The sequence below is a fragment of the Methylorubrum thiocyanatum genome (assembly GCA_014138645.1).
Classification (GTDB): domain Bacteria; phylum Pseudomonadota; class Alphaproteobacteria; order Rhizobiales; family Beijerinckiaceae; genus Methylobacterium; species Methylobacterium thiocyanatum.
The window spans coordinates 518,805-539,369 of sequence record JACJIB010000003.1; the positions used below are offsets into that span (position 1 = coordinate 518,805).

The window sequence follows — 20,565 nt, forward strand, 5'->3', positions numbered from 1 at the left end:
TCCGTACGTCCGACGGGCTCCGGGTGCGCTCAGGCGCGATCTTTAGGCGATGCCGCGCAGGACGCCGCCATCGACCCGCAGGGCCGCCCCCGTGGTGGCGCTCGCGGCGGGCGTGCAGAGATAGGCCACCATGTTGGCCACCTCCTCCGGCTGTGCGAGGCGCTTCAGGAGCGAGGTCGGCCGGTTCTCGGCGATGAAGGCGCGGCCCTTGGCCTCGAGATCGCCGTCGCCTCCGCCCATCGATTCGAGGAAATCCGCCACGCCCTCCGTCATGGTCGGACCGGGCAGGACGCTGTTGACGGTGACGCCGCTGCCGCCGACCGTCTCGGCCAGCCCGCGGGAGACGGCGAGTTGCGCCGTCTTCGTCATGCCGTAATGGACCATCTCCGGCGGGATGTTGACGCCCGACTCGCTGGCGATGAAGACGATCCGCCCCCAGCCGCGCTCGACCATGCCGGGGCCGTAGGCCCGCGAGAGACGGATGCCGCTCATCACGTTCACCTCGAAGAAGCGGCGCCACTCGGTATCCGCGATCTCGAAGAACGGCTTCGGCTCGAAGATGCCGGCATTGTTGACGAGGATGTCGACCCTTGGCACGGCGGCGACGAGTTCGGCCGCGCCCTCTTCGGTGCCGACATCACCGATGCCGGCGATGAACTCAGCCCCGGCCACCTCGTCGCGAAGCCGGGCGATCGCCGCATCCACCCGCTCGGCGGTGCGGCCGTTGACGGCGACGGTGGCACCGAGCCGGCCGAGTTCCCGCGCCACCGCGTAGCCGATGCCGCCGGTCGAGCCGGTGACGAGGGCGCGGCGCCCCTTCAGATCGATGTCCATCCTCCGCCTCCTCACAGCAACCAACCGTGTCGAGGATGCAACGCGCGAGCCGGAGCTTGGTGCTGACCGCGGATGCGGGGTCAGGGCCTCGTCCGGCGCAGGCCGCTCGCCAGGGCACCGGTCAGCGCCAGGGCGACGGCGCACCAGAGCGTGACGGCGAAGGCGCCCACCGGTCCGCCCGGAATCAGGCCGAACAGCACGGCGACCAGGGCCGCACCCAGCGACTGGCCGACGAGCCGGGCGCTCGACTGCATGCCGCTGGCGCCGCCGCTGCGCTCCCGCGGGGCGCTGGTGATGATGACCTTGTTGTTGGGCGACTGGAACAGCCCGAAGCCGATGCCTGCAAGCGTCAGCCGCCAAACCACGTCGAGGGTCGTGGGCGCTTCCGGCAGGAGGGCCAGCGCCGCCATGCCGGCGGCCAGCAGGACGAGGCCGAGGCTGCCCAGCAGCCCCGGCGGGAAGCGGTCGGCCAGCCGCCCGGCAAAGGGCGACATCGCCGCGATGGCGAGCGGCCAGGGCGTCATCAGAAAGCCGGTGCGGGTCTCGGACAGGCCCAGGCCATCGTGGAAGTAGAAGGGCAGGGCGACATAGGCGATCATCTGCGCCGAAAACGAGCAGACCGAGGCCACCATCGACAGGGCGAAGGCCGGGATCCGCAACAGGTCGAGGGGCAAGAGCGGCACCGCGCGCCGCATCTGGCTGCGCACGAAGACGACGCCGACCGCGAGCGAGGCGGCGATCGCGATGCAGGCCGGCAGGCGCGTGTCCGGGTCGGCGAGGCCGTCGAGGCCGACGATCAGCAGGCCGATGGTGAGGGCGTTGAGGCCGGCGCTAGTCAGGTCGAAGCGGCGGGCGGAGCGAGGCGTCTGCGGCAGGGTGCGGGCGCCGACCGCGAGCGCCACGAGCCCGACCGGCAGGTTGACGAGAAACAGCCAGGGCCAGGTCGCGACCGAGAGGATCGCGGCGGCGACCGTCGGGCCGGCGGCGGAGGCCACCGCCACGATCAGTGCCACGTTGCCGACTCCGCGCCCGATCAGCCGGTGCGGATAGATGAAGCGCACGAGCGCGATGTTGACGCTCATGATCCCGGCCGCGCCGAGTCCCTGGGCGACCCGCGCGGCGGTGAGGCTGGCGAGGCCCGGCGCCACCGCGCAGGCGAGCGAGGCCGCGGTGAAGACGGCCAGTCCGGCGAGATAGACCCGGCGATAACCCCAGATCTCGCCGAGCGTCGCCAGCGGCAGCAGGGTGGCGGTGACCGCGATCTGATAGGCGCTGACGATGAAGATCGCGTCGGAGGCCGGCACCGCGAGGTCGCGGGCGATCACCGGCAGGGCGACGTTGACGATCGCCCCGTCGAGCACTGCCATGGAGATGGCCAGACCCATGGCGGCGAGCGCCAGGAGCCGCTCCCGCAACGGCAGCCCGTCGCCGCCCGTTTCTCCCGTTCTCCGCACCGTCACCTTCCACGATCCGGTGCTTGCAGGCGGCCAATCCGCCCTATCTGTCCCTCACCGGACGATGTGCCGAGTGCAGGCGTGGCGCCGCCCGGGCAGAACCCGAGCCGATCGCGCACCGTCCCCGGGGTGTCGGAGTCCGGGACGATGCGCCGGAGGCTCGTGTCTGCACCGTCCTGTCCAGAAAGCCGGCCACCGGAGACGAAGTGTTCATGCGTGCCCATCCGATCCTCGCACCCTGCCTCGCACTCGGTCTCGCGCTGCTGCCGGCGCTGACGCCTGAAGCCGCGCGCGCCGAAGAGCAGCCGCCGCTCGGCATCGGCCTCGAAGGCTTCGCCTATCCGTTCCCGGTGCGCTTCCTGCCGCTCACGCGCGACGGTGAGGCGCAGCGCCTCGCCTACATGGATGTGCCCGCCGCCGACAACGCCAATGGCCGCACGGTGCTGCTGCTGCACGGGCGCAACTTTCCGTCGAGCTACTGGGAGCCGGTGATCCGGGCGCTGTCGAATGCGGGCTACCGGGTGGTGGTCCCCGATCAGCTCGGCTTCGGCAAGTCCTCGAAGCCGGTCGGCGCCTTCACCTTCGACCGGATGGCCGCCGACACCGTGGCGCTCGCCGACAGCCTCAAGATCCAGCGCTTCGACGTGGTGGCCCATTCCATGGGCGGCATGCTCGCGGTGCGGATGGCCCGCAACTACCCGCAGCGGGTCAACAGCCTCGTCCTGGAGGCGCCGATCGGGCTTGAGGATTACCGCTACACCGTCCCGCCCGTCTCCGACGAGACGCTGATCGCCCGCGAGGCGGACCTGACGGCGGAGGCCTACCGCAAGCAGTTGATGACGAGCTACGCGCTCTCGATCCCCGCCTCGGCGATCGAGCCGTTCGTCTCGATCCGCGAACGGGTGAAGGGCTCGGGCGAGTATCCGCGCTGGCTGAAGTCGTTCGTGAACTCCTACCAGATGATCTGGGGCCAGCCGATCGTCCACGAGATCCCGCTGGTGAGGGCGCCGACCCTGTTCATCATGGGCGCCAACGACCACAACGCCCCCGGCAAGGGCTTCGCGCCGGCGGAGATGCGCTCGGGCATGGGCGACAATACGGGGCACGCCCGCGCGCTCGCCGGCCGGATGCCGAACGGCAAGGCGGAGGTCCTCAACAATGTCGGCCACCTCGTCCACATAGAGGCGACCGACATGTTCAACACGCTGACGCTCGAGTTCCTCAACACGCATTGAGCGCCCGCTCGCGACGCATCGCGGGCCGGTGCGTTCCCCCCGTGCAGGGGCGCGACGACCAATTCGGAGTTTAGAGCATGGATGTCGGTTTCATCGGGCTCGGCCGCATGGGCCGGGTCATGGCGGCGCGGCTCGTCGCGGCGGGCCACCGGGTGCGGGTCTGGAACCGCTCGCCGGAGGCGGCGAAGAGCGTCGAGGGCGCCGAGCCCGTGGACAGCGCGGCGGAGGCGTTTTCCGGGGATGCCGCGATCACGATGCTCGCCGACGACGCGGCTTTGCGCGCCGTGACCATCGAGGGCGGCCTGCTCGATTCCGGCCAAAGGCCGGGCGTCCATGTCGGGATGTCGACGATCTCGGTGGCGCTCGCCAAGGAACTGGCCGCGGTTCACGGCCGGGCGGGCGTGCCTTACGTCTCCGCCCCGGTCTTCGGTCGCCCGGACGCGGCGGAAAAGGGCGCGCTCAACATCATCGCCGCGGGTGATGATGCCGCGATTGCCCGGGTGCAGCCGCTGTTCGACGCCATGGGCACGAAGACCTGGCGCTTCGGCGCGGAGCCGGAAAAGGCCAACGCCGTGAAGCTTGCGGGCAACTTCATGCTGGTCTCGGCCATCGAGGCGATGGGCGAGGCCTCGGCGTTTGCCGAGGGTCACGGCATCCCGGGCCGCGACGTGCTGGAGATGCTCACCAGCACGCTCTTCGCCTCGCCGGTCTACAAGAATTACGGCGCGATGATCATGGAAGGCCGCTACGAACCGCCGGGCTTCACCATGCGGCTCGGCCTCAAGGACGTGCGGCTGGCGCTGGCCGCGGGCGATGCGGTGAACGTGCCGATGCCGTTCGCCAGCGTGCTGCGCGACAACCTCCTCGACGCCATCGCCCATGGCGACGGCGACAAGGACTTTGCGGGGCTCGCGACGGTGGCCGCCCGGCGCAGCGGGCGCTGAGCCGCTACCGCTTCGTGTTCGCCGCCGTCTGGCCGAACATGACTTTCTTGGCGTCCTCGCTCATCGGCTGGCCGTGGTTCGGGTTGGCCTCGGCCGCCTTCGCATAGGCCGCCTTGGTGGCGGGGCGCTCGGCGATCGCCTCGAACCAGCGCTTCAGGTTCGGGTGGTCGTCGAGGCGCTGGCCCTGCTTCTCCCACGGCACGATCCAGGGATAGGCCGCCATGTCGGCGATGGTGTAGTCGGCCCCCGCGACGAAGGCACGGTCGGCGAGCCGCCGGTCGAGCACGCCGTAGAGGCGGTTCGTCTCCTTCACGTAGCGCTCGATCGCGTAGGGGATCTTCTCCGGCGCGTATTGCGAGAAGTGGTGGTTCTGGCCGAGCATCGGCCCGAGCCCGCCCATCTGCCAGAACAGCCATTGCAGGGTCTCGGCGCGGCCGCGCAGATCGGCGGGCAGGAAGCGCCCGGTCTTCTCCGCGAGGTAGAGCAGGATCGCGCCGGACTCGAACAGAGAGACCGGGGCGCCGCCATCCGCCGGCTCGCGATCGACGATCGCCGGCATGCGGTTGTTCGGGGCGATCTTGAGAAAGGCCGGTTCGAACTGCGCTCCCTTGCCGATATCCACCGGGTGGATCGTGTAGGGGAGGCCGGCCTCCTCCAGGAACATCGTCACCTTGTGACCGTTCGGGGTCGGCCAATAATGCAGGTCGATCATCGCTACGCCTTGTCTTCGAGCCGCGAGGGCAGGGGCTCCGGCCTGCGGCGAAGTGGGACTCCGGCGCGCTTCGATCAAGCCGGGACCGGTGCCGCCATTTGCGCCGATCGGCGGAGGTCGTCCTTTACCTTTTCCGTGCTGGGATGCCGGAACGCACGAAAGGACGGATCATGGTCTCGGCAGTGTCCACGAGTTCGGCGGGCCTGAGCGCCGCCATGCAGCGTTTCGACGGCGCGGCGGCCCGCGTCACCTCGCCCGCATCGTCCGCCGAGCCGGTCCAGGCCGTCACCGACCTCGCCTCGGCCTCGCTCGGCGTGTCGATCAACACGGCGGTGCTGAAATCCGCGATCGAGTCCGAGAAGCGCGTCCTCGATATTCTCGTCTGACGGGCCGTGTGACGGGGCGGCGCCTTGCCGCCCGACACACGAGGCGGTATCTCCGTCGCAGCGTCGGGGTGTAGCGCAGTCTGGTAGCGCATCTGCTTTGGGAGCAGAGGGTCGTAGGTTCGAATCCTATCGCCCCGACCATACCTTCCCCGGAGACGTCAGCCGTCCGATGCCGAGCGCCCGCATCTACCGTCCCGCCAAGGATCCCACGCAGTCCGGGCTCGCCCGCACCAAGCAATGGGTGCTGGAGTTCGACCAGACCGAACCGCGCGAGACCGACCCGCTGATGGGCTGGACCGGTTCCTCCGACATGCTCCAGCAGGTGCGGCTCGAATTTGACACCTCGGAGGAGGCGGTAGCCTACGCCAAGGCGGCGGGCATCGCCTACCGGGTCGAGGAGACGCCGCCGCCCATCGCCCGCAAGGGCCTGTCCTACTCTGACAATTTCAAGTTCAACCGCACCGCGCCCTGGACGCACTGAGCGCACTGCGCTCGGGCGTCAGCCTCCCTTCCGCTCCGCCCAGGCGCGGTAGGGGCTCGGCTGATCGGCGAGCGGCTGGTGGCGCACCTGCATCGGCTGCTCCTCGAGCGGCCGGCACAGCTCGGCATAGATCCCGGCACTGAGCAGCCCCTCGGCCTCCGCCTCCTCGGCGGTGAAGGCGAAGTAGCCCTGTTTCACCCCGGCGAGCCGCATCGCCGCGTGGCACATCGGGCAGGGCCGCCCGCTGGCGTAGACGATGCAGTCGTCGAGCTTGGGTCGGCCGAGCCGCTGGCTCGCCGCGCGGATCGCCACCATCTCGGCGTGGTCGCTCGGATCGTTGGTGGCGTGGATGCGGTTGGCCGCCCGCGCGACGACCTCCCCTTCCCGCACGATCACCGCGCCGTAGGGTCGGCCGCCCTCGGCGACGTTGGCGAGCGCGAGTTCGGTCGCCTCGCGGAGATAGCTCTCGTGATCCGGCATACGTTTCCTCCTCAGAACGCGTAGCGCACGCGGCAATAGGGCATCCGCTCGGCGAGCAGGGCCTTGAACCGGGCGAGCCATTTTCCCTTCCAGCCGGCACGGTAGCGCAGGTTGTCGCCACCGCCCTCGGACCGCTTGGACTCCTGGATGTCCGGCCGCCAGAGCAGGTCCTCGGCCTTGGGGTGCCAACCGAGATTGACGGCGTGCAGCCCGGCATTGTGGGTCAGCATGATGATCTCGCAGGCGAGCTGGTCCTTGGCCGCATCCGAGATCGTGCCGTCGATCTCGTCAAACAGAGCCGTCCAATCCGCTTCCCAGCCCTCGTAGAGGATCACGGGCGAGAAATTGACGTGGACCTCGTAGCCGGCCCGCAGGAAGTCGTCGATGGCGGCGATGCGCTCGCGGATCGGCGCCGTCCGCACATCGACCACGCGGGCGATCCGCGCCGGCATCAGCGAGAACCGGATGCGGGTGCGCCCCTGCGGATCGTAGGCCAGCAGGTCGCGGTTGACCGCCTTCGTCGCGAATGAACCCTTGGCGTTGGGCAACCCGCGGAACAGGGCGACGAGGTCGCGGACGTTGTCGCAGATCATCGCATCGACCGAGAGGTCGCCGTTCTCGCCGAGATCGTAGACCCAGGCTTGCCCGTCGATCTGGTCGGGCTCGGGCAGCGGCCCCTGCTTGCCCGCGTGGCGGGCGATCGCCGCCCCCACCGCCTCGACATTCACGAACAGCGAGATCGGGTTCGAGAAGCCCTTGCGGCGCGGCACGTAGCAATAGGCGCAGGCCATGGCGCAACCGTTCGAGGTCGAGGGCGCGATGAAGTGGGCGGAGCGACCGTTGGGACGCATGGCGAGCCCCTTCTTCACCCCGAGCACCAGGGTGGAGCGTTTGATCCGCACCCAGTCCTCGACGGAGCCCTCGTTGCCGTGCAGTTCCGGGATGTTCCAGTGCGAGGGAACCTCGATCCGCTCGGCATTGGGGAAGCGGGACAGGATCTCGCGCCCGCGCGGGTAATCGGCGACCGCGGGCTCGTGGAAGATGCGGTCGATGTCGATGAGGTCGCGCGGGGCCATCGCCTGGATCTAGGGCGGCCGCCACGGTCCGGCGGGGCCTGCGGCGACAGGCCGTCGTTCAGAGCCGCGCCAGCAGCTCCGCCTTCTTGGCCGAGAACTCGGCCTCGGTCAGCACGCCCTTCTTGTGCAGCTCGGCCAGCCGCTCGAGCACCGAGAGGATGTCGGGGGACCCGGTACCCGGCGCGGCCGGGCTCGGAGAAGGGGAAGGGGAAGGCGGCTCCGGCGCGGCCGGAGGCGCGGCGAAGGCCGACGAGCCGGACATCGCGGCGGAGGATGCGGAGGATGCCGCGCCGGCCGTCGGCGCCGACGGCGTCACCGCCGCCTCCCGCTCGACCGGCGTCAGATCCTCGAGCGAAAAACTCCCCTGCGGACCGCTGAAGCGCAGCGAGGACGACCCGCCCTGCTGCTGCGAGGCGCCGGTGACGATGCGTTCGCCTGTGTCGTAGAGGGTGAGCCGCCCGTCGGTCTCGATGGCGAGGCGCCGGTGCTCGGGGAAGAAGGCGTAGCGCGTCGTGTTCTGCGCGCCCGCGCTCGACGGCAGCCCCAGCTCGTCCGGCCACCAATTGCCGGACGCCGCCTCCTCGCGGAAGCCGGAGAGCGGCAGGGCTGCGGCGAGTTCGGTGCACAGGGCATCGACCCGAGCCTTCAGGGCGTGGTCGTTCATGCGCCCGACCATGACCATGCCGCCCCGCGACCACTGGCCGAAGCCGCCGAGATCGGGATGGTCGAACTGGGCCATGTTGCCCTGACCGGCCTGGAGCGCGCGCAGCAGGTGGCGCACCGCCTCCAGGCCGACGCCGTGCCGCTCGGCCAAGGCCTGCAGCCCGACGGGGCGATGTTCGGGGTCTTCGATCATGGGCGGTGGCTCCCCCTGGAACGCGTCCGTGTCGATCGGCGGGGCTCGTTGCAACACGAAGCTCCACCGCGAGTTTCGTCCAAGGCCTACCACATCCGCGACGGCACGCAGCGGACGACGAAAAATTTGCTGCGGCGCGTCAGCCGGGACGGAGCTTCGCGGTTCCGTGAACGTTCAGAGTCCGGCTGGACCCGCGGGGGCCGCCGCAAGACAGAATGGGACCACGATGGCCGAGACCGACAGGACCGGGATGCCGAAGCCGCGCACATCGCGCACGCGAATCCGCGAAGGCTCGCCGCATCCCCGCGGTGCGACCTGGGACGGGCGCGGCGTCAACTTCGCCCTGTTCTCGGCCCATGCGACGAAGGTCGAACTGTGCCTGTTCGACGACGAGGGCAAGAACGAGATTGAGCGCATCGAGCTGCCGGAATACACCGATGAGGTCTGGCACGGCTATCTGCCCGACGCGCGCCCCGGCACGATCTACGGCTACCGCGTCCACGGCCCCTACGAGCCCGAGGCCGGCCACCGCTTCAACCCGAACAAGCTCCTGATCGACCCCTACGCCAAGGGGCTGGTCGGCACCATCGAGTGGAACCCGGCCCTGTTCGGGTACAAGATGGAGACCGGCGACGACCTCACCTTCGACGAGCGCGATTCCGCCCCCTACACCCGCCGCTCCCGCGTGATCGACCCGGCCTTCACCTGGGGCCGCGATGCTAAGCCCCGCGTGCCGTGGGAGCGCACGATCGTCTACGAGACGCATGTGAAGGGCTTCACCAAGCTGCACCCGGCGGTGCCCGAGAAGCACCGCGGCACCTATGCCGGCATGGGCCACCCGGCGGTGCTCGATTACATCAAGAGCCTGGGCATCACCTCGGTCGAACTCTTGCCGGTGCATTCCTTCGTGCAGGACGATTACCTGCAGCAGAAGAATCTGATCAATTACTGGGGCTACAACACCATCTCGTTCTTCACCCCGGCCCGGCGCTACGCCGCGGTGCCGGACTTCGCCTTCTCCGAGTTCAAGGAGATGGTGGCGCGCATGCACGGCGCCGGTCTCGAGGTGATCCTCGACGTGGTCTACAACCACACGGCCGAGGGCAACGAGAAAGGGCCGACCCTGTCGTTCAAGGGCGTCGACAACGCCTCGTACTACCGGCTGCTGCCGAACCAGCCGCGCTACTACATCAACGACACCGGCACGGGGAACACCTTCAACCTGTCGCATCCTCGGGTGCTTCAGCTCGTCACCGACTCGCTGCGCTACTGGGCGACCGAGATGCGGGTCGACGGCTTCCGCTTCGACCTCGCCACCATTCTCGGACGCGAGCCCTACGGCTTCGACGAGGGCGGCGGCTTCCTCGATACCTGCCGCCAGGACCCCGTGCTCAACGACGTGAAGCTCATCGCCGAGCCGTGGGATTGCGGTCCCGGCGGCTATCAGGTCGGCGGCTTCCCGCCCGGCTGGGCCGAGTGGAACGACCGGTTCCGCGATGACGTCAGAGGGTATTGGAAGGGCGATGCCGGGCTGCTGCCGGGGCTCGCCTCGCGCATCACCGCCTCGGCCGACAAGTTCAACAAGCGCGGGCGCCGTCCCTGGGCCTCGGTGAACTTCATCACCGCGCATGACGGCTTCACGCTCAACGACACGGTCTCGTACAACGAGAAGCACAACGAGGCGAACGGCGAGGGCAACCGCGACGGCCACGGCCACAACCTGTCCTACAATTACGGCGTCGAGGGCCCGACCGACGATCCCGAGATCCGCTCGGTGCGGCTGCGCCAGATGCGCAACATGCTCGCCACCCTGTTCCTGTCGAAGGGTACGCCGATGCTGCTGGCCGGCGACGAGTTCGCCCGCACGCAAGCCGGCAACAACAATGCCTATTGCCAGGACAACGAGGTCTCCTGGGTCGATTGGGACGCCATCGGCGAGGAGGAGCGGGATCTCACCGAGTTCACGCAGCGTCTGATCCTTCTGCGCAACGCCCTGCCGATGCTGTCGCGCGGCCGCTTCGTGACGGGCGCCTACGACGAGGAATTCGGGGTCAAGGACGTCACTTGGCTCACGCCGGCCGGCACCGAGATGAGCCCGGAGAACTGGAACGACGGCAATTCGCGCACGCTCGCCGTTCTGCTCGACGGGCGCGCCCAGGCGAGCGGCATCCACAAGCGCGGCGGCGATGCCACCCTGCTCCTGTTCTACAACGCCTATCACGACCTGGTGGACTTCACCTTCCCCGAGGCGCCGGGCGGCACCGCATGGACGCGGTTGCTCGACACCAACCTGCCCGACAGCCAGGAGGTGGAGAGCTTCGCCGTCGGCGAGAGCTACGCGGTCACGGGCCGCTCGATGCTGATGTTCGTCCTCAAGCCCGTCGAGAGCGAGGGCGAGGAGCACACCGACATGGAGCGCTCCTACCAGTACGTGATGCAGGCCTTCGAGCGGGCGAATGTCGAGAGCGTCCGCTTCGGCCTTGAGGAAGACTGACACGAGACCGAGGGGTCGCCCGCCCTGCGCGGCGCGGCCCCTCCCGGTCGGGATATAGGCCCGGCCCACCCCCGACCCGGAGCCGATTTCCTTCGACCGGCTCCGTCCTAGTCTTTCTTTCCGAGGGAGCTGCGGCGAAGCGGCCGGCGCTCTTTGCAGACATGCCACGCCGCGGGTTCGCATGACCGACATCCCCGAGAAACGACCCCACGGCGCCCATCCGAGCGTCGAGACCGGTGCGGCCGGCCACGAGTTTGACGCGGGCAGCGACATCTTCTTCGCCGCGGTGTCGATGACGCGGATGCCGATGGTGGTGGTCGATCCGAACCAGGACGACCACCCGATCGTCTTCGTGAACCAAGCCTTCCTGGAGATGACCGGCTACGCGAAGGCGGAGGTGATCGGCCATAACTGCCGCTTCCTGCAGGGCCCCGAGACCGACCCGGCCACGCGGGCGCAGGTCCGCGCGGCGATCGAGCAGCGGCGCGACATCGCCACCGAGATCCTCAACTACCGCAAGGACGGCTCGTCGTTCTGGAACGCGCTGTTCGTGAGCCCGGTCTACAACGCGGCCGGCGACCTCGTGTACTTCTTCGGCTCCCAGCTCGACATCACCCGGCGTCGGCAGGCGGAGGAGGCGCTGCATCAGGCGCAGAAGATGGAGGCGATCGGCCAGCTGACCGGCGGCATCGCCCACGACTTCAACAACCTGTTGCAGGTGATCCTCGGCTACGCCGACTCGCTCGCCACGAATCTGGAGCGCCCGGATGCCGACCGGGGCCGCATGGGCCGCGCCGTCGGCAACATCCGCGAGGCGGCCGAGCGCGCCTCGACCCTGACGCAGCAACTGCTCGCCTTCGCCCGCAAGCAGCGGCTCGACGGCCGCACCCTCAACCTCAACACGCTCATCTCCGAGATGTCGGAGCTGGTCGGGCGCACATTGGGCGATGCGGTGACGATCGAGACCGATCTCGCCCCCGACCTTCGGCCGTGCCGGATCGACCGGACCCAGGCCGAAACGGCCCTGCTCAACGTGCTCATCAACGCCCGCGACGCGATGCCGGAGGGCGGGCACCTCACCATCGCGACCCGCAACGAGGAACCCGGCCGTCCGGACGGACAGCGCCTCGTCAGCGTCTCGGTCACCGATACCGGCGCGGGCATCCCCTCGGACGTGCTCGCGCGGGTGATGGACCCGTTCTTCACCACCAAGGAGGAAGGCAAGGGCACGGGGCTCGGCCTGTCGATGGTCTACGGCTTCGCCAAGCAGTCCGGCGGCTTCGCGCAGATCGAGTCGGTGATGGGGGAGGGGACCACCGTACGCCTGTCCTTCCCGGCGACCGAGGCGGCGGAGGACGAGGCGGCCGAGGAGGCCGCTCCCGCCGAGGCACGGCCGGGCTCCGAGACGATCCTGATCGTGGACGACCGCGCCGATGTCGCCGAACTCGCCCGGGCGATCCTGCGCGATTACGGCTACGGCACCCTGATGGCCCGCCACGGCCGCGAGGCGCTGGAGATCCTGGCCGACCATTCGGAGATCGACCTGCTGTTCTCCGACCTGATCATGCCCGGCGGCATGGACGGGCTGTCGCTCGCCCGCGAGGCGCATCGCCGCCATCCCGCCCTCAAGATCCTGCTCACCACCGGCTACGCCGAGGCGAGCCTGGAACGAACCGGCCTCGCGCGTCCGGAGTTCGATATCCTGAACAAGCCGTACCGCCGCGCCGATCTGATCCGGCGGGTGCGGGCGGCTCTCGACGCCACAGGCCCGGCCTGACCGGCGCGACAGATCGGGAGAGCATCATGGCTCAGGGTGACAAGTCGAAGTACACGGACAAGCAGATCCGCAAGGCGGAGCACATCGCCGAATCCTACGAGTCCCGCGGCGTCCCCGAGAAGGAAGCGGAATCCCGCGCCTGGGCGACGGTGAACAAGGATGACGGCGGCGGCAAGAAGCCCGGCGGCTCGGGCCGCGGCAAGGCGACGGACCATCCCGCCGCGCACAAGGGCGGGCGCAGCGGTGGCACGGCCTCGGCCTCCCGCACCAAGGAAGAGCGCTCGGCCTCGGCCAAGAAGGCCGCCGAGACGCGCAAGCGCAACGCGGCGAAGAAGGCGGGTTGATCGTCCACACCTGAACCCTCCCCCATAAGAGGGGGAGGGTTGTCGAAGTGGCTGCCTTCAGACAGCCATCGCCGCCTTCAGGTTCTCGTCGACCTTGTCGAGGAAGCCGTTGGTGGTGAGCCACTTCTGGTCAGGGCCGACGAGGAGGGCGAGATCCTTCGTCATGTGGCCGGCCTCGACGGTGTCGACGCAGACCTTCTCCAGCGTCGAGGCGAACTTCGCGAGATCCGCGTTGCCGTCGAGCTTGGCCCGGTGGGCGAGGCCGCGGGTCCAGGCGAAGATCGAGGCGATCGAGTTGGTCGAGGTCGCCTTGCCCTTCTGGTGCTCGCGGTAGTGGCGCGTCACGGTGCCGTGGGCGGCCTCCGCCTCGACGGTCTGGCCGTCCGGCGTCATCAGCACCGAGGTCATCAGGCCGAGGGAGCCGAAGCCCTGCGCCGCCGTGTCGGACTGCACGTCGCCGTCATAGTTCTTGCAGGCCCAGACATAGCCGCCGGACCATTTGAGGCAGGAGGCCACCATGTCGTCGATCAGGCGGTGCTCGTAGGTCAGGCCGAGAGACTGGAACTTCGACTTGAACTCCTCGTCGAACACCTTCTGGAACAGATCCTTGAAGCGCCCGTCATAGGTCTTGAGGATAGTGTTCTTGGTCGAGAGATAGACCGGGTACTTGCGGGCGAGGCCGTAGTTGAACGAGGCGCGGGCGAAGTCGATGATCGATTGATCGAGGTTGTACATCGACATCGCGACGCCGGCATCCGGGAACTTGAACACCTCCTTCTCGATGACGGTGCCGTCGTCGCCCTCGAACTTGATCGTCAGGCGGCCCTTGCCCGGCACCTTGAAGTCGGTGGCGCGGTACTGGTCGCCGTAGGCGTGGCGGCCGATCACGAAGGGCTGGGTCCAGCCGGGGACGAGGCGCGGCACGTTCGAGCAGATGATCGGCTCGCGGAAGATCACGCCGCCGAGGATGTTGCGGATGGTGCCGTTGGGCGAGCGCCACATCTCCTTGAGCTTGAACTCTTCGACGCGGGCCTCGTCCGGCGTGATCGTGGCGCATTTCACGCCGACGCCGTGGCGCTTGATCGCCTCGGCGGCATCGATCGTGACCTGATCGTTGGTGGCGTCGCGGTGCTCGACGCCGAGGTCGTAATAGTCGAGGTCGAGATCGAGGTAGGGGTGGATGAGCTTGTTCTTGATCTCCGCCCAGATGATCCGGGTCATCTCGTCGCCGTCGAGCTCGACGACCGGATTGGCCACCTTGATCTTCGCCATGTCGGTCCCTCAGTTGCCCGGTGCCGTGCGCCCGGCCGATTGCCCGTCGCGCGTCTTCCCCGGAACTCGGTCGCCGCCCCTATAACGCAGCGCAGCAAGGCGACAAAGCCGGGCTCCGAGCGTCGGTTTCGGATCAGCGAAACTGTTACCGCCCCCTGCGGAACGGCAGCAGGGCGCGCAGGCGAAATCCGAGCCAGACGAGGATCGCCAGGGCGATCAGGTTCAGCGCCAGGGTGAAATCCTCTCGCGGCGCCAGCGAGAGGGCGTAGCCGCTCTTGCGCGCGGCATCGAACTGCCAGCCCACAACGAGCCCGCCCTCGGCCGGCGCACGTAAGAACACGTCGGCGAGCAGCCAGCCGCTCGCCGAGATGCGGACGGTGAGGCCCGCGCTCACGAACCAGATCACCTGTGCGAGCTGCACCGGCACGGACAGGGTGTAGCCCAGGCGCCGGTCCTGCCAGAGCGCCACGCCCGCGACCACGCTGGCCGCCAGCACCAGCCCAATGAAGAGGACACCCGGCAGCAGGGTGAGCGGAACCGATGCTCCGGTCTGGATCAGGTCGTGCAGGAAGGCCCAGAGGCCCACCAGCCCGCCCTGGATCTCGATCAGCGCCACGGCGTAGCGCAGGCCGTCGCGGTCTTTCACGGCATCCGTCATGGGCGCCGGACATAGACGAGCCGGCGCGGCGCGGCCACCCGCCGGGGCGATCCTCGGCCAAAGGGAGTGTCGCTCCCGCACAAGAGCGCACGCCCCGGCCGCGCTAAGCGGCCTGGACAAACCCGGCCGCCGCTGCGACGACCCGCGCGGCAAGAAAACGGCCGATCACGAGGAAGGACACACCATGAGCGACCGCATCATCCTGCGCGCCGGCGAGGCCCTCGTCGCGGGCGGCCCGCCCAACACCGCGTCCGAGCCCGAGGTCATTATCGGTGAGCTGGACGGGCCGGTCGGCACCGCGCTCGCCACGCTGACCGGCGATCAGGTCGTCGGCCACAGCCGCGTCTTCGCGCTCCTGAACACCGACATCATGGTCCGTCCGGTGACGTTGTGCGTGTCCAAGGTGAGCGTGACCGAGAACAAGTACACCTCGATCCTGATGGGCACGGTGCAGTACGCCATCGCCAACGGCGTCCTCGACGCGGTGCGCGCCGGCTACATCCCCAAGGAGAAGGCCAACGATCTCGGCATCATCTGCTCGGTCTGGCTCAGCCCCGGCGTGATCCAGGCCGAAAACGTCGACCACAAGGCGCTGTTCGAGATCCAGCGCAAGGGCATGACCGAGGCGATCCGCAAGGCCATGACCAACGAGCCGTCAATCGACTGGCTCCTGGAGAACCAGGACAAGATCGTCCACAAATACTACCAGATGGGCCTCGACGGTAAGATCTGATTCCTTGGGACTCTGCGCCGCCGGCTTTGCCGGCGGCGCGATACCATCACGGCGCCTTGCGACCGGCCAATTGAGACCGTCGCCGAAGCATGCGAGAGGGCGGCCATGAGCGCCCCCGTCGTCATCCTGGTCGAGCCGCAACTTGCCGAGAATATCGGCATGACCGCCCGCGCCATGGCGAATTTCGGCTTGTCCGAGCTGCGCCTCGTGGCGCCGAAGAACGGCTGGCCCAAGAAGGGCGTACGGGAGGCGGCCTCCGGCGCGACCCACGTGCTCGATCGCGCCAAGGTCTTCGCCACGCTCGCCGAGGCCGTCGGCGACCTGCATTGCCTCCTCGCCACCACCGCCCGCGAACGCGGGCAGATGAAGCGCGTCTTCGCCCCCGAGGAGGCCATGACGGCCACGGCCGAGCGGATCGGGCGCGGCGAGCAGGTCGGGCTGATGTTCGGGCGCGAGCGGGTGGGCCTGAGCAACGACGAGGTGTCGCTGGCCGACGCCATCGTCACCTTTCCGGTCACGGAGGAATTCCCCTCGCTCAACCTCGCCCAGGCGGTGCTGCTGATGGGCTACGAGTGGCGCCGTGCCGCCGGGCTCGCCACGCTGCGCTTCTCCGGCGAACTGCTCTCGCCGCCCGCAACCCGCGAGGCCCTGCTGTCGCTGTTCGCCAGCCTGGAGGAGACGTTGGCGGGGGCCGGCTTCTACCCGCCGGAGAAGCGCGAGATCATCGCCCGCAACATGCGCGACATGCTCCACCGCATGGCGATGACCGAGCAGGACGTGCGCACGTTCCGCGGCGCGCTGCGGGCGCTCCACCGGCGCGGGCCGAAGACCGACGAGGCGTAGGGGCCTACCGCCGCACCTGTCCGAACCGCGTCAGGCAGACATGCTTGGCGAGCGAGGCGGGGGTGATCGGCGTGGCCGGCGTCGTCCCGTAGGGCTCGCCGGTCGCCGTGTCCTCGGGCGCGCGGAAGGCGCCCCGGACGTAGGTCGTCTCGCACTGGTCGAACTTGTTGCAGACCGCGAGCTTGGTGCAGATCGTCCGGCCCGCCCGCTCGTAGACGTAGTAGGTCGCCCCGGAATAGGGCGGCCGGGGGAAGGACTCGGTCCGCACCGTCGTGACGTCCTGCGTGACGTCCTGGGCGGCCGCCGCCGACACGGAGAGCACTGAGAGAAGCCCCCATCCCAGAACCGCACGCATCGCCTGCCTCTCCCCCCGCGACCGGCCGTCAGCCGATCCGGATCACGATCTTGCCGACATGCGAGGCCTCGGCCAAGGCCGCCAGCGCGGCGGGCGCCTCGTCGAAGCCGAAGACTTGGTCGATCACCGGCTGGATCGCGTGCAGGGCGATCGAGCGGTTCATGTCCTCGAACATCTCCCGCGGGCCGACGGCGACGCCGCGCACGATGCAGCTCGCGCCGAGGATCGCCAGCGGGTCGATCGCCTCGCCCTGCGCCAGCAGGCCGATCAGGCCGATATGCCCGCCCGGCCGGGTCGAGGCGATGGAACGCGGCAGCGTGCCGGTGCCGCCGACCTCGACCACGTGATCGACGCCGACCCCGCCGGTCAGCCGGCGCACCTCCCCCTCCCAGTCGGGATGGGTGCGGTAGTTGATGGTGTCGTGCGCGCCGAGCGCCCGCGCCCGTTCCAGCTTGGCATCGCTCGACGAGGTGGCGATGACCCGCGCGCCCGCCGCGTGCGCGAGCTGGATCGCGAAGATCGAGACGCCGCCGGTGCCGAGCGTCAGCACCGTCTCGCCGGCCCGCAGGGGCTTCAGGCCGTAGAGCGCGTTCCACGCGGTCACCGCCGCGCAGGGCAGCGTCGCGCCTTCCTCGAAGCTCAGATGGTCGGGCAGCGTGACGAGTCCGCCCTCGTCGAACACCCGATACTCGGTCAGCACGCCATCGATGGCCCCGCCGAGCGCCGTCTGCCACGTGTCGGCCACCTGCGCGCCGCCGAGCCAACTCTGCGAGAAGATGCCGGCGACCCGCTCACCGCCCCGGAAGCGGCGCACGCCCTCGCCGAGCGCCACGATCTCGCCCGCCCCGTCGGAGACCGGGATCAGCCGGTCGAGATTGATCGCGAAGGGGTAGCGGCCCTGGCAGATCAGCAGGTCGCGATAGTTGAGGGAGGCCGCACGCATCCGCACCAGAACCTGCCCGCGCCCTGGTTCGGGCTTCGGGCGCTCGGCGCTCTTCCAGCTTTCGAGGCCTGCGGCGGCGGACATCTCGTAGGCACGCATGGCGGTCTCCTGTCGGATTTCGATACGCGGATCGACGGAGGCCCATATGGGAAGAGGCCGCCCGAAGGCGACCTCTTCCGCACCGATCACACGCCGCCGCTCAGGCTCACCCGCGCCGGGCTGTGCCCCGCCGCCGCGATGCCGTCCCAGGCGCGGCCTTCCTCCGACAGAGGGGAATCCGCATCCCTCAAGCCCTCACGCGGCGCGTACGGTCGCGAGGAAGCGGCTCACTTCCGCCGAGAGTTGTTCGGACTGGCGTGACAGTTCGGAGGCGGCGCCGAGCACCTGGGCGGCCGCCGCACCGGTCTCCTCGGAGGCACGGGCGACGCCGGCGATGTTGGTGGTGACTTCGCCCGTGCCGGTCGCCGCCTGGGCGACGTTGCGCACGATTTCCTGGGTGGCCGCACCCTGCTGCTCGACCGCCGCCGCAATGCCGGCCGCGACACCGTTGATCTCGCGGATGCGCCCGGCGATGCCGCCGATCGCCGCGACCGCCTGACCCGTCGCGCCCTGGATCATCCCGATCTGCCCCGCGATCTCGCTGGTCGCCCGGGCGGTCTGGTTGGCGAGTTCCTTCACCTCCGCCGCGACGACGGCGAAGCCCCGGCCCGCCTCGCCGGCGCGGGCGGCCTCGATGGTGGCGTTGAGCGCCAGAAGGTTGGTCTGGCCGGCGATGGTCGAGATCATCGACACCACATCGCCGATCTTGGAGGCCGCGCTCGACAGGTTCTGAACGAGCCCGGCGGTCTGATCCGCCTCGCCGACCGCCATCTGGGCGAGTTCGGACGAGTTGGCCACCTGCCGGCCGATCTCGTGCACGGAGGTGCCGAGCTCCTCCGCGGCGGCTGCGACGGTCTCCACGTTGGTCGCCGCCTCCTCGGCCGCGGAGGCGACGGTGATCGACTGCGAGGCGGTTTCGGTCGCGGTTCCCGACATGCTCTGCGCGGTCGCCTGCAATTCGGTCGCCGCCGACGTCACGGTGCCGATGATCCCGCCGATGGCCGCCTCGAAGCTGTCGGCCATCGCCCGCATCCCGGCCTTTCTCTGCTCCTCCGCCGAAGCGCGGGCCAGGGCCGTCTCAGCCTCCAAGGCCCGGGTACGGATCAGGTTGTCCTTGAACACTTGGACCGCACCGGCCATGGCGCCGATCTCGTCCCCGCGCTCGCGATAGGGCACCGGCGTCTCGACATCGCCGGTGGCGAGGGCCCCCATCGTGCCGGTGATGCCGGTGATAGGTCGGGAGATCCGCAGGAAGCCGAACAAAGTGGCACCGACGGCGGCGAGCAGGGCCACCGCCATCGCAATCCAAGTCACCATCGACGCCGCATCGGCGCTGATCACGGCGGCGTCCGCGTCATGTTGGGAGCTTTCGCGGTTGAGCGTAATCGCTTGAGACATGACATCCATGGCCTCGCTGTAGAGCGCCATCAGGGTAGGACCGACCAGTTCGGCCATGGCCTCCTGCCGCTGACCACGCTCCATCAGATCGATGAGCCTCCGGCTCGCCTCTTCGTAACGCGACCACAGTTCGGAGAACTTCGTGTAGAGGGCGCGCTCCTCCGAGGATGAGATGAGGGGTTCGTAGCGCTTACGCGCGTCGGCCATCCCTGCCACCGCCCGGTCGTAGAGGCTCCGATTCGCCAGAAGCTTCTCGGCATCCGTCGATGTCGTGATGATCCGATATTGCCGCAGGCGCATCTGGCTTGCAGTAGCGCTCATCTCGTTGACCGTTATGACGGATGGAAGCCAGTTTGCGGCGACTTCATTCACGCGGTGGCGGATGGTCGAAAGTTGCGTCAGGGCCACGACGCCCTGACCGACCGTAATGAGCATGAGGCCGCCGAACAGAGCGATCAGGGTAACCTTGAGAGTCAAACGCATTGGAGCGGGAGGCGCGTAAAAGGCCGAATCACCCGCCGCGCACGGACAACCCAGGTCTTTGAAGACCATTCAGTCGTGAACCGCTTAAATTAACAAATATATTAAATCCGCTCTGAGCCTCAACAAATTCGACACCGATGCATCTAGACGGTATCGTATCTGTACTACAGAATATTTGCCACTCACATCAGAGAATTATGGCTTGGATTCGAAAAAATTACATACGTAAATAAACGGAAATCCAGAAGAGAAGGCTTTATATATCATACATTTATCAATGGAGGAAGCACGTTGAAACAATCCTGCATGCCAAGGGCATCGGACCGTCAACTCGTAGTATCCTCGTTCTGGCATTCTTTGCCTGATCGATAGGACGAACGACGCTCAAGATATGGTGAAATTTCTAATTTGACTGGATTCATGCTCTGCCAATTATGAATTTCAAATCGAATTTTTTATAGACCAAACGAAATCTATTCTTCAAGTCGAATAAGTTTCCGGATCATTTTCGATATAAGCAGAGATGCATCCGGCAGATCACGGGACGGATACGGACCAATTCCCGTTCAACCCTCAGGATCCTGACCTACGGCGGCATCGAAAGTGTGCGCTCAACAGTCCGATAATGCGACCGAATCACATGACACGGCGCCACCTGACGGCTTTCACTCAAGTGAGACGGTAAGCTGGAATGCGAACCGAACCCGT

General features: G+C 68.2%; 20 protein-coding genes and 1 tRNA gene. 10 read left to right on the forward strand and 11 right to left on the reverse strand.

Going from position 1 to position 20,565, the window contains the following annotated elements; all coding sequences use genetic code 11:
• Positions 1-42: 42 nt before the first annotated feature.
• Positions 43-834 (reverse strand): SDR family NAD(P)-dependent oxidoreductase, encoded by a 792-nt coding sequence (locus HNR51_RS10030; RefSeq protein ID WP_152277529.1) that lies wholly within the window; start codon positions 832-834, stop codon positions 43-45.
• Positions 835-914: 80 nt separating this feature from the next.
• Positions 915-2,219 carry an MFS transporter gene (locus tag HNR51_RS10035; protein ID WP_301549733.1) on the reverse strand — a complete coding sequence of 435 codons (1,305 nt, stop codon included), beginning with the start codon at positions 2,217-2,219 and terminating at the stop codon, positions 915-917.
• 281 nt (positions 2,220-2,500) lie between these two features.
• Here HNR51_RS10035 and HNR51_RS10040 point away from each other — a divergent pair, with 281 nt between their 5' ends.
• Together HNR51_RS10040 and HNR51_RS10045 are read left to right on the forward strand one after the other, a co-directional pair.
• The gene (locus HNR51_RS10040; protein ID WP_182554844.1) at positions 2,501-3,523 is read left to right on the forward strand and encodes an alpha/beta hydrolase; all 1,023 of its coding nucleotides are present in this window, start codon (positions 2,501-2,503) and stop codon (positions 3,521-3,523) included.
• Between the two features lie 77 nt (positions 3,524-3,600).
• Positions 3,601-4,467, forward strand: a complete 867-nt coding sequence (locus tag HNR51_RS10045) for an NAD(P)-dependent oxidoreductase (RefSeq protein WP_182554845.1) — start codon at positions 3,601-3,603, stop codon at positions 4,465-4,467.
• A gap of 4 nt (positions 4,468-4,471) precedes the next feature.
• Here HNR51_RS10045 and HNR51_RS10050 read toward each other — a convergent pair whose 3' ends face one another.
• The gene (locus HNR51_RS10050; RefSeq protein WP_012455197.1) at positions 4,472-5,179 is read right to left on the reverse strand and encodes a glutathione binding-like protein; all 708 of its coding nucleotides are present in this window, start codon (positions 5,177-5,179) and stop codon (positions 4,472-4,474) included.
• A gap of 170 nt (positions 5,180-5,349) precedes the next feature.
• On the opposite strand from HNR51_RS10050, the gene HNR51_RS10055 reads away from it, so the two are divergent.
• The 3 genes from HNR51_RS10055 (at position 5,350) to HNR51_RS10065 (ending at position 6,046) form a co-directional block, all read left to right on the forward strand.
• Positions 5,350-5,565 carry a hypothetical protein gene (locus HNR51_RS10055; protein ID WP_012455198.1) on the forward strand — a complete coding sequence of 72 codons (216 nt, stop codon included), beginning with the start codon at positions 5,350-5,352 and terminating at the stop codon, positions 5,563-5,565.
• 64 nt (positions 5,566-5,629) lie between these two features.
• Positions 5,630-5,706: transfer RNA gene (locus HNR51_RS10060), tRNA-Pro, on the forward strand.
• Between the two features lie 28 nt (positions 5,707-5,734).
• Positions 5,735-6,046 carry an ETC complex I subunit gene (locus HNR51_RS10065; protein ID WP_012455199.1) on the forward strand — a complete coding sequence of 104 codons (312 nt, stop codon included), beginning with the start codon at positions 5,735-5,737 and terminating at the stop codon, positions 6,044-6,046.
• A gap of 18 nt (positions 6,047-6,064) precedes the next feature.
• Here the strand turns inward: HNR51_RS10065 and HNR51_RS10070 are convergent, their stop codons facing one another.
• The 3 genes from HNR51_RS10070 to HNR51_RS10080 are packed head-to-tail and all read right to left on the reverse strand — an operon-like array spanning position 6,065 to position 8,458.
• Positions 6,065-6,526, reverse strand: coding sequence for a nucleoside deaminase (locus tag HNR51_RS10070; protein ID WP_182554846.1), 462 nt, complete (start codon positions 6,524-6,526; stop codon positions 6,065-6,067).
• 11 nt (positions 6,527-6,537) lie between these two features.
• The gene (locus HNR51_RS10075) at positions 6,538-7,602 is read right to left on the reverse strand and encodes a spore photoproduct lyase family protein (protein WP_152277536.1); all 1,065 of its coding nucleotides are present in this window, start codon (positions 7,600-7,602) and stop codon (positions 6,538-6,540) included.
• Between the two features lie 58 nt (positions 7,603-7,660).
• Entirely contained in the window at positions 7,661-8,458 is a 798-nt protein-coding gene (locus HNR51_RS10080; RefSeq protein WP_182554847.1) for an SHOCT domain-containing protein, read from the reverse strand.
• A gap of 226 nt (positions 8,459-8,684) precedes the next feature.
• On the opposite strand from HNR51_RS10080, the gene glgX reads away from it, so the two are divergent.
• The 3 genes from glgX to HNR51_RS10095 all read left to right on the forward strand — a co-directional run bounded on the left by glgX (position 8,685) and on the right by HNR51_RS10095 (position 13,073).
• Positions 8,685-10,952 (forward strand): glycogen debranching protein GlgX, encoded by a 2,268-nt coding sequence (gene glgX / locus HNR51_RS10085; RefSeq protein ID WP_182554848.1) that lies wholly within the window; start codon positions 8,685-8,687, stop codon positions 10,950-10,952.
• Between the two features lie 181 nt (positions 10,953-11,133).
• The gene (locus HNR51_RS10090) at positions 11,134-12,729 is read left to right on the forward strand and encodes a hybrid sensor histidine kinase/response regulator (RefSeq protein WP_182554849.1); all 1,596 of its coding nucleotides are present in this window, start codon (positions 11,134-11,136) and stop codon (positions 12,727-12,729) included.
• Between the two features lie 26 nt (positions 12,730-12,755).
• Complete coding sequence (locus HNR51_RS10095) at positions 12,756-13,073, forward strand: plasmid stabilization protein (protein WP_141952098.1); 318 nt, start codon at positions 12,756-12,758, stop codon at positions 13,071-13,073.
• 57 nt (positions 13,074-13,130) lie between these two features.
• On the opposite strand, the gene HNR51_RS10100 is transcribed toward HNR51_RS10095, so the two are convergent.
• Both HNR51_RS10100 and HNR51_RS10105 read right to left on the reverse strand, forming a co-directional pair.
• On the reverse strand, positions 13,131-14,345 hold the full coding sequence (locus tag HNR51_RS10100; RefSeq protein WP_012455206.1) for an NADP-dependent isocitrate dehydrogenase: 1,215 nt from the start codon (positions 14,343-14,345) through the stop codon (positions 13,131-13,133).
• 145 nt (positions 14,346-14,490) lie between these two features.
• On the reverse strand, positions 14,491-15,003 hold the full coding sequence (locus HNR51_RS10105; RefSeq protein ID WP_182554850.1) for a hypothetical protein: 513 nt from the start codon (positions 15,001-15,003) through the stop codon (positions 14,491-14,493).
• 184 nt (positions 15,004-15,187) lie between these two features.
• On the opposite strand from HNR51_RS10105, the gene HNR51_RS10110 reads away from it, so the two are divergent.
• Together HNR51_RS10110 and HNR51_RS10115 are read left to right on the forward strand one after the other, a co-directional pair.
• Entirely contained in the window at positions 15,188-15,736 is a 549-nt protein-coding gene (locus HNR51_RS10110; RefSeq protein WP_012455208.1) for a formaldehyde-activating enzyme, read from the forward strand.
• Positions 15,737-15,841: 105 nt separating this feature from the next.
• Positions 15,842-16,579 carry an RNA methyltransferase gene (locus tag HNR51_RS10115; RefSeq protein WP_182554851.1) on the forward strand — a complete coding sequence of 246 codons (738 nt, stop codon included), beginning with the start codon at positions 15,842-15,844 and terminating at the stop codon, positions 16,577-16,579.
• Between the two features lie 4 nt (positions 16,580-16,583).
• Here the strand turns inward: HNR51_RS10115 and HNR51_RS10120 are convergent, their stop codons facing one another.
• From HNR51_RS10120 to HNR51_RS10130, 3 genes are all read right to left on the reverse strand, one after another.
• Complete coding sequence (locus tag HNR51_RS10120; protein WP_182554852.1) at positions 16,584-16,934, reverse strand: hypothetical protein; 351 nt, start codon at positions 16,932-16,934, stop codon at positions 16,584-16,586.
• Between the two features lie 28 nt (positions 16,935-16,962).
• Complete coding sequence (locus HNR51_RS10125; protein ID WP_182554853.1) at positions 16,963-17,976, reverse strand: zinc-dependent alcohol dehydrogenase family protein; 1,014 nt, start codon at positions 17,974-17,976, stop codon at positions 16,963-16,965.
• A 195-nt stretch (positions 17,977-18,171) separates the two neighbouring features.
• A complete protein-coding gene (locus HNR51_RS10130; RefSeq protein WP_012455212.1) occupies positions 18,172-19,857 on the reverse strand; it encodes a methyl-accepting chemotaxis protein in 1,686 nt (561 codons plus the stop codon).
• Positions 19,858-20,565: the final 708 nt, after the last annotated feature.